This is a genomic window from Pontibacter sp. HJ8 (assembly GCF_054824225.1).
In genome coordinates, this window is record NZ_JSYF01000234.1 from 1 (window position 1) to 11,626 (window position 11,626).

Below are 11,626 nucleotides of genomic sequence, written 5' to 3' on the forward strand. Positions count from 1 at the left end.
TTCAGAGTTTATGATTACGAATAGATCAGAATCGGTGCTGTCCATAGCAATTATGGCACAAAAAGCTTCAGCATACTTTAAGCTTCTCAAGTTCAGGTTAAGCATGACCGTTGCTTTTTCCAGTGCAATAGGTTATCTCCTGGGGCAGCCGGGTGGAAGTTGGGTACAGATCGCTTTGCTTATTATTGGCGGTCTGATGGTGACTGGTTCGGCAAATATCATCAATCAGATTATTGAAAAGGACCTGGACAAGCTGATGAAGCGAACGGCCACACGTCCTTTGGCAACGGGCCAGATCACGCCGTTTCATGCCACCATCTTCTGTATCCTGCTCGGAGTAGGCGGTCTGTTTATCATGGGGTATTTCTTTAATGTGCTGACAGCAGCTGTTGCCTTGCTATCGCTCATCTTGTATGGCTTCATCTATACGCCCCTGAAGCGGATCAGCCCGATCTGTGTATTTGTGGGAGCTATACCGGGTGCTTTGCCTCCTCTGATTGGCTGGGTAGCAGCTACAGGCGTTTTGGGTGTTGAAGCCTGGATCCTGTTTGGCATACAATTTCTCTGGCAGTTTCCACACTTCTGGGCCATCGCCTGGGTTTTGGATGATGACTACAAAAGAGCCGGTTTCAGAATGCTGCCGATGGAAGGGGGGAAAAATCTGAAGACTGCTTTCCAGATCATGATCTATACCCTGGTGCTTATACCCTTCAGTTTGCTGCCCCTGCAGTTTGGCATGACAGGCACTACATCGGCCCTGATTGCGGTCATATGTGGGGTGCTGTTCCTGGCTCAGACGTTTTATCTCATGCGCACCTGTTCTAAAAAGGCTGCCATGAACATCATGTTCGGATCATTTTTATATTTACCTATCGTGCAGATAGCGTTTGTTTTAGATAAATTATAACCTATGGATATGGTTGCTAAACCACTTGGAGAAGAGAACAACACAGCAGGAGTACATCCATTAAAGTTTACGCTGTGGTTGATTATTATTAGTATTATTATGATGTTTGCAGCCTTTACGAGTGCCTATATTGTAAGGCGTGCGGAAGGGAACTGGCTGGAGTACGACCTGCCCAGCATACTGCTGATAAACACAATCGTGATCGTGCTAAGCAGTGTGACGATGCAGTTGGCACACAATGCAGCGGCAAAAGATAACCTGTCTATGCTGCGGGTTATGCTCTACCTGACCCTTGGTTTAGGTATAGCGTTCCTGGTAGGACAATGGAATGCCTGGTCTGAACTGGTGAACAACAATATCTTCTTCGGAGGAGAAACAAGTAACCCTTCAGGCTCATTCCTGTATGTACTAACAGGAGTGCACGGTTTTCACCTGGTTACAGGGCTGGTCTTTGTGACTGCGGTGATCATTGCGGCCATCCGCTATAGAGTTCATTCCAAAAACATGCTGCGCATTCAGTTGTGCACTTATTATTGGCACTTTTTAGGTGGACTCTGGATATATTTGTACCTATTTTTAAGAATAAATCACTAAACAAGTTTCTTTACAATACATAAACTATGTCTACATCAACTACGCTGGAAGCACCTAAGACAGGTACATGGGACGGTGGTAACGAACCATTGAAAGCGAGCTATGGAAAACTCATGATGTGGTTTTTCCTGCTATCTGATGCATTTACTTTTGGTGCATTCCTGATTGTTTATGGTCTGTCACGTCACAGCCACCTCCCTTACGAGGGTGAGCCTGATGCGTTCGCCTTCTCCACAGAGTGGTGGCCTATACCTGAAAAAGTGTTCAATGCTTTCCCTGGCCTGCATGGAATGGACCTTCCGCTGGCCTTCGTGGCCCTGATGACCATGATTCTGATCCTCAGCTCTGTGACAATGGTACTGGCTGTAGAAGCAGGACATAGAATGGATAAAAACGATGTGCAGAAGTGGTTGCTATGGACCATCCTGTTTGGTGCGACTTTCTTAGGTTGCCAGGCATGGGAGTGGTCGCACTTTATAGCAGGTACTGACGAAGGCATGTTGCTGGCAGATGGTACCCGTATCTTCGGGGCAAACCTGACGGTCAACCAATACGGTCCTCCCTTGTTTGCAGACCTGTTCTTCTTTATCACAGGTTTCCACGGCACGCACGTGTTCATAGGATGGACGCTTCTGATCATTGCTTTCATTAGCACAGTAAATGGCGTATACCACAAACGCGGCCATTATGAGATGGTGGAGAAAGTAGGTCTTTACTGGCACTTTGTAGACCTGGTATGGGTATTTGTGTTTACCTTCTTCTACCTGATCTAATCCAAAAAGAAAAATCTAAAACAGCTGCAGCGACCGGTCTCTTGTTGGCCGGAAGCTGCCTCTAAAACATAAAACATACTATGGCGGCTCATTCTGACCACTCAAACGAATTTCAGCAGACAGGTGAAATACCTAAGGCGCAGACAAGGGTAATCTGGAAAACGTTCTTCATTCTGGTAGCTCTTACGGCAGTCGAATTTATATTCGCCTTTACCATGGATGCAAGCACGTTGCGTAATTCGATCTTCATTATCCTGACGATCTTCAAGGCGTTCTACATCGTGGCGGAGTTTATGCACTTAAAGCACGAGTCCAAGGCGCTTATCTGGTCAATCCTGATACCTCTGGCCCTGGTGATCTGGCTGATGGTGGCCCTTATATCGGAAGGCAGTTATTACTACGATTCGATTACGAATTACTTTAATTAAAGTATTTAGCATATGAGTAATGTAAAGGCACTAATATTAGGAATCCTACTATTAGTGCCTCTTCTCGTTTTTATATTCATCGGTCAATTTGGTGAACACCATTTTACCCTTCGAACTTATTTCCCACAGGTAGACGATACCGGCGAAGTCCTGGTGGATGCGGCGGGTGATACCCTCTTCAACAAGATTCCGGACTTTCAGTTAACTTCTCAGCAAGGGAAGACGGTTACACAGAACCAACTGGATGGACACATTTATGTAGCGGATTTCTTTTTTGCGACCTGCCCGGACATCTGCAAAGATATGTCGTCTCAGCTGGTGCGCGTGCAGGAAGCCTTCCAGAATGAGCCCCAGGTAAAGATCGCCTCCTTTACCGTAAACCCAGAACACGATTCAGTAGAAGTGCTTAAGGAGTATGGCGAGCGGTATGGCGCAGATCCTGACAAATGGTATTTCCTGACAGGAGACCGGGAGCAGATCTACAGCCTTGCCCGGAAGGGTTTTTATCTGCCCGTACAGCAGGTAGAAGGGCAGCAGGAGTTTATCCACAGCGAAAAATTCCTGCTCGTGGATAAGAACAGACTGGTGCGCGGTATCTACGATGGGACAAATCCTGAGGATGTGGACCGGTTGATCATAGAAATTAAAGTACTTTTAGATGGATACAGTAAAGCAAAATAATCCGGCAGCGGGCAAAGATAAGAAGTACTTGGTGCTGATCGCGATCCTGTCGGTTGCTATACCTATTGTGGTGGCGATGCTTTTTTTCAGGGAGAAGGAGGTCGGCCATTCGATAGACGTTTCTTTTCTGCCTACCCTGCATGCCATCCTGAACTCTATGACAGCGATCGCGCTTGTCGTTGGGTACTATAACATCAGGCGGGGTAACATCAAGGTGCACAGGGGAGCCATGCTGACGGCCTTCAGCTTGTCTGCTATCTTCCTGGTATCCTATGTGACCTACCACTTCCTGGGCCAGCGCACGATCTTTGGGGGCGAAGGCTTCCTGAAAATGTTTTACTACTTCATCCTGCTGACGCACATTGTGCTGGCGGTGGTGATTGTACCCCTGGTATTGTTATCCGTATACTTTGCTATCAGCGAGCAGTTCGCAAAGCATCGCCGCATTTCCAGGTGGACCTTTCCGATCTGGTTGTATGTGGCCGTGACCGGCGTGCTGGTTTATATTCTGATATCACCTTATTATGCTTAGAACCTGTAACGAAGGAATTCTGTTATGAAAGAGATGAAGCAGCGAGTATTTAAATTTTTCTTTGCAGGCCTGATGGTCCTGGCCTTGAGTTTTACCTCCACTTCTGCCTATAGCCAGTGCGCCATGTGCCGCGCTACGGTGGAGTCCAATGTGGGTACAGGCAGTACCGATTCCGAATCAGATGTGGGCGCCGGCCTGAACACGGGTATACTATACCTGATGCTCATTCCTTACCTGCTGGTAGGTACGGTTGGCTTTTTATGGTATAAGAGCAGCCGCAAAAAGAATGTCAAAGCCGTCTAGGCTGCAGGCTGTCTTAGCCTGCAAGTGCCCCAGATGCCGGCAGGGAGAAGTATTTACACACCCGGCCTACCACCTGGCCAAATTTGACGACATGCATGAGCAGTGCCCCGTGTGCGGCATGTACTATGAGGTGGAAGTCGGTTTTTTCTGGGGGGCTATGTACATCAGCTACGGTTTCTCGGTCGGAATCGTACTGGCGGTAGGCGTCTTACTGTACTACCTGGCTCATGATCCGCCCATCTGGGTATACCTGACAACGGTAGCCACGATCGTGTTTTTGTTTACCCCGCAGTTGTTCCGCTACGCCCGCATTATGTTGCTGCACTACTTTTCTGGTGTGAATTTTGATCCTACTTATCCACGACGCTAATTCAGTCTCTGAATCAATAGCGCGTATCACACGTTTTGCTTAAATTCGTGGATAAACCATGCTGCTTTGAATCGGAAGGTAACGCCAATACTCTTATTTGCTGCTGCTGTGCTGTGCTTTGTAGCTACAGCTTTTCTGCATTATAACATACCTGCCGGCTGGCTATCGGTGAATTACGAACAAGCCCAGCGCAGCATAACACAGCGGGTACACCATACCATAGAAGACGCAGGAAAGGAAGCGGCCCGTATCGGCGATCAGCTGAAGACCGGCGACGTGAACTTTTCCAGCCTCCTGCAGCAGGCACATTATCCTACCTTTATCTATAAAAACGGTCGCCTCGTCTTCTGGTCCGACCATACCGTGATTCCGGATCTTGATCTGCCACCTACTACAACGGTGACCACGGCCATCCGCAACAACTACGGTACCTTCATTGTGCTGCCCCATCAGGCAGACGCTTACCAGATCTATACCTACATACCGCTGCAAATAGATTACGGAATCCATAATACATACCTCTCGTCGGGTCTGCAGAAAAAGATATTCGGGGATGCAGCTGTCAAGCTGGTGCTCGAAAGACCCGGAAGCCTGCCACAGGTACGGGCACCGGATCATGAATTCCTGTTTGCCGTGGAATTTGAGAGTGGGAGAGTGGCCAGCCGCAATAACAACCTGCAGCTGCTGCTGCTGGGTCTGGGGAGTATCTTTTTTATCTGGTTTGCCATCGTCGTAAGCAGAAGCCTGCTCAGGAAGGGAAGGTATAGCCAGGGTATATTTCTGTTGCTCGTGCTGCTGGTATCGTTCCGGCTGGCCCTGCTGCTGCTGAACCTGCCTTTCGCTATTGCGGAGATAACGCTTTTTGACCCGAAGCTGTACGCGGCCTCCTTCTGGTCACCTTCGGTAGGTGATCTGGGGCTGAACATGTTGCTGTTGACAGCAGTGGCCTGGGCTGCCTTTTATCTTTTCCACAAAAATGAAGTGCTGGGCAAGCTCAAAAGTTTGCCTGTACATAAAAGCCGGCTGTTGCAGCTGGTTACGCTACTGGCGCTATACCTGTTGCTGGCCATTCTGTTCCGGTTTTACCACGGCATCTATCATAATTCTCCCCTGGGGCTGGATATCAGCCAGTCGCTGGAGATGAGCAAGTATAAACTGGTGATGTATGGGCTGATGTTCGTGCATACCGCGGCGCTGGGTGTGTTTACGTACATGCTCTCTTCGGTAATCACGGTGCTGCTGAAACGGGAAAGTACGCTTTGGCCTTATAAGCTCCTGGGTCTCGTACTGGTTGTCTTGCTGGTGCTCTCGTTGGTTATGGCCCTGGAGTACATCGGAGTCATCCTGATCGGCACGTTGTTCTGGATGGTGATCATCGTCGCGGCGCATTACCGGCATGCGATCAGTCTCCCGTACCGCACCTACCTGTACCTTTTCCTGATCATGGCAACCAGTGCCATCACAGGTGCTGCAGCGCTCTATACGCACTACCAGAATGAGTTGCTGGCCTACAAGCAGAAGTTTGCCTTTGAGCTTTTGCAGGAAAATGACGTGCTGGCAGAGTACCTGCTGGAGGAGGATGTGGCTGTGCGGATCTCGGAGGATATTCTGATCCAGTCCAAGATGAAAGGACCGTATGTGGATGCGACTTTCATCAAACGCAAAATCTCCCGGCAGTTTCTGCGGGACTACTTCGATAAGTACGAAACCAGTATACTGCTCTTCGATAGCGAAGGCCGGACACTGGAGAGTGCGGACACGACAGCGGCCACCCTGCAGGAACTCCGCCGCAAATATGACAAGCCCCAGACCCGCACAGAATATAAAAACCTTTTCCTGATCCATGATCCGGTGAGGCCGCATACCAAGTATTACCTCAAACTGATCGAAGTGCCGCTCGGCCACCGGCAACTCGGGACCATTGTGCTGCAGCTCAGTTTGAAGGAACTGCTGCCAAACAGTGTGGTGCCCGAATTGCTTTCGGACCAGAAACACCAGCAACCTTTCCGGGCCGATATCCTGAGTTATGCGATCTACGAAAAGGATAAGCTGAGCTACAGCGAAGGCGAGTACGACTATGCGACCAATTTCAAGCCCAGCCTGCTTAAACGCGGCGAATTGTTCCGGCTGGGAACCACGCAGGCAGGTTACCACCACCTGGGCGTGCGCACCGGGACGGATCAGGTCGTGATCATCACCACCAGCAAGTATGGCGGACGGGAGATCCTGTCCAATTTCTCTTTCCTGTTCCTGTTCTTTACGGGCTGTCTTATCGTAGTGGCTCTGATTTACATTTTGCTGCAGCGCCGGCGCCTGCGGGAGTTCAAACCCAACTTCAGTACCAAGATCCAGCTCTTCCTGAACTTCGGTATCCTGCTGCCGCTCATGCTGGTCAGTATAGCCACTGCCGGCCTGGTGACCGCTTCCTACAAAAAAGACCTGCTCTCTTCGTATGAAAAAAGAGGGGAGGCCATACAGGACAACCTGACCCGCCAGGGCACACAGGACCTGTTGCAGGACAAGAACCGCCTCCTGCGACGCGTCACGGCTGTTGCCGCCCTCTCGGAAGCCGATGTGAGTTTGTACGACCGCTACGGCAGGCTGCTGGTGACCAGCCAGCCGCTGATCTTTGAGGCAGGTCTGCTATCCAAGCTGGTGAACCCGAATGCGTTTGCAGCCATATCGGAGCGGCAGGCACTGCGGGTGCTGCTCGATGAGCAGGCCGGCAACCTGAGTTTTAATGCGCTATACCTGCCCCTGCGTGAGAACGATGATCCGGACAGACTGCTGGGCTTTATCGGCATCCCTTTCTTTGACTCGGAGCGGCAGCTGGACCTGAAACTGATCGAGCTCATCACCACGACGATGAACATTTTCACCGTGATGTTCATCATGTTCATCCTCCTGACCTTCTTTGCTTCGCGTGCCCTCACCGTGCCACTGCGCATGCTGGCCGACAAGCTGAAACATACCTCCCTTACCGGAAAGAACGAGATGCTGGCCTATGAAGGAGCCGATGAGATCGGGATGCTGGTGAACGAGTACAACCGCATGCTGCTGACCCTGGAGCAGAACAAGATCGAGCTGGCCATGCGTGAAAAGGAAGCGGCCTGGCGGGAGATGGCACGGCAGGTGGCCCACGAGATCAAGAACCCGCTGACGCCGATGAAGCTGTCGCTGCAGTACCTGCAGAAAGCCATTGCCGATAAAAACCCGAACACAGAGCAGCTGATCAACAAGATCTCGCATACGCTTATCACCCAGATCAACATTCTCAACGACATTGCCACATCTTTCTCCAACTTTACCTCCATGCCGGAGCCGAAGGCGGAACTGATGGACCTGGGCCAGGCCCTGCGCAAAGCATCCGACCTGCACCACAACCCGGCCACTACCGGCAGTGTCATCTGTATACCGGAGGAGCCCGTGCTCGTACTTGCGGATGAGGCGCTGATGGTACGGACGTTCAATAACTTGTTGCTGAATGCGATCCAGTCGGTGCCGGCCAGCCGTAAGCCGGTGATCAAAGTAAGCCTGAAGCTGGAGCCGGACGATACAGCCCTGATCTCTATCACCGACAATGGTAGCGGTATACCTGCTGAGATACGGAACAAGGTGTTTATTCCAAATTTCAGTACCAAGTATACCGGCTCAGGTATAGGGTTAGCCGTAGCCAAAAAAGGAATAGAAAACGCGGGAGGTCGCATCTGGTTTGTGACGGAAGAAGGAGAAGGAACGACGTTTTATATTGCCTTACCGCTGGCCAGGGCATGACCAGGGGATGGGGCATTGGTATCCTGCTGTTGCTGCTGAGCCTGCCTGTGCTGGCCCAGCCCACCGTCAGCAACCGGCACTGCCGCTGGATACCCGTGACTGCCGAGCCTATAGTGCTCGACACGATGACGCTGGATGTCGGCTCCATCACCTTTTCCGGCCCCCGGAAAGACCAATTCCGGTTCGACTACAACTACACAACCCACGAATTCAGGCTGACGGAGTTCCCCGAGCCGACCTATCTTTTCCTGGATACATTGGGTACCAAGGTGCCTGTGCGGGACTCGGTGCAGGTATGCTACCGGGTGCTGCCGCTCAGCCTCAGCCGGCCGGCCTTCCGGCGTGATATCGGCAAGCTGGAGATGACCTCTTTTCAGAAAGACTTTTATAAGGAAGATTTTGCCCAGCGCGAAGAGATTTTCAAAACACCCGGGCTCAACAAGACCGGCAGTATCTCACGCGGCATCTCGTTTGGCAACACCCAGAACGTATTTGTCAACTCGACGCTGAACTTGCAGCTGGACGGCAAACTGACAGAAGATATCAGTATAACGGCTGCCATCACCGACCAGAACATCCCCTTTCAGCCGGAGGGAAATACGCAGCAGCTGAATGAATTCGACCGGGTATACATCACGCTCAAGCATAAGCTGTGGCAGCTATCGGCCGGGGATGTGGTGCTGCGGAGCAAGCCCTCGTACTTTATGCAGTTTTACAAAAACGTGCAGGGGGGGGCCTTTGAGACCACCTTCGGCAAGTCGAAAGCGCGGATGGGGACGACCACAATAGCCGCATCGGTCTCGAAGGGCAAGTTTGCTTCCCAGGTAGTGGAGGCGCTGGAAGGGGTGCAGGGGCCTTACCGCCTGCGGGGTCCCAACAACGAGCGCTTCATCATCGTGCTGGCCAACTCGGAGCGTGTGTTCCTGGACGGGCGGCTGCTGACCCGGGGCTTTGACTTCGACTATGTGATCGATTACAACCAGGCCGAAATCACCTTCACCACCCGCCACGTCATCACCAAGAATTCCCGCATCAAGGTAGACTTCGAATACTCGGACATGAACTATAGCCGCAGTATCTACCATGCCAGCCATTACCAGCAGCTGAACAAACTGCAGGTATACGCCAACTATTACAACGAGTCCGATAACCCCAACAACCTGCTGCACCTCGACCTGCGCGAAGAGGACAAGCAGCTGCTGGCAGGTATAGGCGACAGCCTGAACATGGCCGTGACGACCGGGGCCGAAATGGTGCCCTTCGATCCGCAACAGGTGCTGTACGCGCAGCGCGACACGCTGGTGAACGGGCTGCCCGAAACGATCTTTGCCTATTCCAACAACCCGGATTCGGCGGTATACAATGTGCGGTTTTCGGAAGTAGGGGCGAACCGGGGCAACTATGTGGTGGCCAACAATGCCGTGAACGGACGGGTATACCGGTGGATAGCGCCTCTCAACGGCGTACCGCAGGGCAACTATGCGCCCGTTCGCCTACTGCCCACGCCGCGCAAAAAGCAGCTCATCACGCTGGGCGGAAACTACGAAGTGGAGAAGGGAGTTAATTTCTTCCTGGAAGGCGCTGCATCCCAGAACGATCTCAACCGCTTCTCCAAACTCGACGCCCAGGACGATGATGGCAAGGCCATGCGGGTAGGCTATACCTTACAGGACAGGCAACTAACTTTCCTGGGGAAGTATAAGCTCAACAGTACACTTAACTATGAATATACGGATGTCAACTTTGAGCCGATCGACCGCTACCGCCCCATTGAGTTTGACCGTGACTGGAGTCTGAACAACACGGAGAAGAAGGCCGAAGATCATATCTTTAACTTCTCGGTAGGGGCAGTGCGCGATGCGCAGAACCTGGTGAACTACCGCATCAGCCGCCGCTACCGCGAGCAGCAGGTGAACGGGGTGCAGCATTACCTGGATGTGCTCCGGCAGGTGGGCAAGCTGGAGCTGCGCAACAACTTTTTTATGCTCCAAAGTGATCAGGCGGACCGCGAGTCGGAGTGGTACAGGGGCGATGTAGGCGCCAAGTATAAGCTGGGCAAGCTGGAGCCGGGCTATGTATACCGCTTCGATAAGAACAAGATCAAGGCGATGGGCACGGATTCGGTAACGGGTTCGGCGATGTATTTTGACGAGCACCTGGTATTTGTGGAGAGCCGCGACACGGCCAGCACGCGCTTCCGGGTAGACTACAGCCACCGCACCGACCTGCGGCCGACAGCTGCAGGCGAACTGGGTGCGCCGGAAGTAGGGCAGACCTACAACGCCATGCTGCAGAAGCGGTATGGTACGGACAGCGATGTAGGCGTGCAGGCAACGTACCGGAAACTGAAGCTGGCGCAGGGGCTGGACGAGGAAACCGTGCAGTCGCGCATCGACTGGAACACGTCTTTCCTGGATGGCAGCTTTCGTTCTGAAATTAGTTATGCCGTGGGCACGGGTCGCGAGCTGAAGCGAATTTTCATCTTCCGGGAGACGCTGCCGGGGCAGGGCACCCACTACCTCCGTGACGAGGGCAACCCCAACGACCTGAACGACTACCTGGAGGCCCAGACCGTGGATCAGCGCCGCTACATCAAGGTATTCCTACCAACGGATGAGTACATCAACGCCTATACCAACCGCTTCACCTACCGCCTCAACAGCAACGTGCCCCGCAGCTGGCGAAGCCAGGAAGGTTGGAAAGGCTTTGCTTCGAAGTTCTCGGCCTTGTCTTTTGTGAGCATCGACAAGAAGACGACGGATGATGATGTGATGAACCGCTTCAATCCGTTCAGCGAGGATTTTGAAGATGAGTTTCTGATCTCGCTGATCAAGTCGCTGCGCAATACGCTGTATTTTAACCGGAGTAATCCGAAGTATGGCCTAGAGTATACCCTGCAGCAGAACCAGCAGAAATCCCTTTTGGCTAACGGCACCGAAACCCGCAGCGTGGGCAGTCACCAGCTGGTAGGCCGCCTCAACCTGAATGAGGTACTGAGCTCCCGGGTCAGCCTGGCGCAGAATACCCGAGACAACCGCTCCAATTTCCTGGAATCCAAAAACTTCAGCATTGTGTCGCAGGAAGTGACGCCGGAGCTGGCTTACCAGCCCAACACGAAGCTGCGCTTCACGGGCACCTACCAACTGGCCCTGCGCGAGGACGAGCTTTCACCCGCCGATGCAGAGCAACAGGCTATCTTCCATGAACTGGGACTGGAGACGAAGCTAAGCCAGGTAAGCAAGCGTACCGTGTCCGGCATCATCC

Annotated in this window: 10 protein-coding genes; all 10 read left to right on the plus strand. The window is 52.2% G+C overall.

Translation table 11 applies throughout. The annotated features are described in order from the left end of the window. Positions 1 to 10 precede the first annotated feature (10 nt). Positions 11 to 907: a heme o synthase gene (cyoE, locus tag OB13_RS11020; protein WP_461490228.1), complete on the plus strand. Its 897-nt coding sequence runs from the start codon at positions 11 to 13 to the stop codon at positions 905 to 907. 3 nt (positions 908 to 910) lie between these two features. After that, on the plus strand, positions 911 to 1,501 hold the full coding sequence (locus OB13_RS11025) for a cytochrome c oxidase subunit 3 (protein WP_461490219.1): 591 nt from the start codon (positions 911 to 913) through the stop codon (positions 1,499 to 1,501). A gap of 26 nt (positions 1,502 to 1,527) precedes the next feature. Beyond that, positions 1,528 to 2,274: a cytochrome c oxidase subunit 3 gene (locus OB13_RS11030; RefSeq protein ID WP_461490220.1), complete on the plus strand. Its 747-nt coding sequence runs from the start codon at positions 1,528 to 1,530 to the stop codon at positions 2,272 to 2,274. 80 nt (positions 2,275 to 2,354) lie between these two features. Further along, positions 2,355 to 2,702, plus strand: coding sequence for a cytochrome C oxidase subunit IV family protein (locus OB13_RS11035; RefSeq protein WP_461490221.1), 348 nt, complete (start codon positions 2,355 to 2,357; stop codon positions 2,700 to 2,702). A 54-nt stretch (positions 2,703 to 2,756) separates the two neighbouring features. Then, positions 2,757 to 3,383, plus strand: coding sequence for an SCO family protein (locus OB13_RS11040; protein WP_461490222.1), 627 nt, complete (start codon positions 2,757 to 2,759; stop codon positions 3,381 to 3,383). After that, on the plus strand, positions 3,361 to 3,915 hold the full coding sequence (locus OB13_RS11045) for a DUF420 domain-containing protein (RefSeq protein WP_461490223.1): 555 nt from the start codon (positions 3,361 to 3,363) through the stop codon (positions 3,913 to 3,915). Before OB13_RS11040 ends, OB13_RS11045 begins: the two co-directional genes overlap by 23 nt. Positions 3,916 to 3,939: 24 nt before the next feature. Then, positions 3,940 to 4,218, plus strand: a complete 279-nt coding sequence (locus tag OB13_RS11050) for a hypothetical protein (protein WP_461490224.1) — start codon at positions 3,940 to 3,942, stop codon at positions 4,216 to 4,218. Next, positions 4,202 to 4,588 carry a DUF983 domain-containing protein gene (locus OB13_RS11055; RefSeq protein WP_461490225.1) on the plus strand — a complete coding sequence of 129 codons (387 nt, stop codon included), beginning with the start codon at positions 4,202 to 4,204 and terminating at the stop codon, positions 4,586 to 4,588. The genes OB13_RS11050 and OB13_RS11055 overlap by 17 nt, the downstream gene beginning before the upstream one ends. A 66-nt stretch (positions 4,589 to 4,654) precedes the next feature. Continuing rightward, positions 4,655 to 8,362 (plus strand): sensor histidine kinase, encoded by a 3,708-nt coding sequence (locus OB13_RS11060; RefSeq protein ID WP_461490226.1) that lies wholly within the window; start codon positions 4,655 to 4,657, stop codon positions 8,360 to 8,362. Further along, a partial coding sequence (locus tag OB13_RS11065; protein ID WP_461490227.1) for a hypothetical protein occupies positions 8,359 to 11,626 on the plus strand: 3,268 nt, incomplete at its 3' end. The genes OB13_RS11060 and OB13_RS11065, both read left to right, overlap by 4 nt.

Coding starts and splice junctions, on each gene's coding strand:
- cyoE (WP_461490228.1), top strand. CDS start 11: ATGATTACGAATAGATCAGAATCGGTGCTGTCCATAGCAATTATGGCA.
- OB13_RS11025 (WP_461490219.1), top strand. CDS start 911: ATGGATATGGTTGCTAAACCACTTGGAGAAGAGAACAACACAGCAGGA.
- OB13_RS11030 (WP_461490220.1), top strand. CDS start 1,528: ATGTCTACATCAACTACGCTGGAAGCACCTAAGACAGGTACATGGGAC.
- OB13_RS11035 (WP_461490221.1), top strand. CDS start 2,355: ATGGCGGCTCATTCTGACCACTCAAACGAATTTCAGCAGACAGGTGAA.
- OB13_RS11045 (WP_461490223.1), top strand. CDS start 3,361: ATGGATACAGTAAAGCAAAATAATCCGGCAGCGGGCAAAGATAAGAAG.
- OB13_RS11050 (WP_461490224.1), top strand. CDS start 3,940: ATGAAAGAGATGAAGCAGCGAGTATTTAAATTTTTCTTTGCAGGCCTG.
- OB13_RS11055 (WP_461490225.1), top strand. CDS start 4,202: ATGTCAAAGCCGTCTAGGCTGCAGGCTGTCTTAGCCTGCAAGTGCCCC.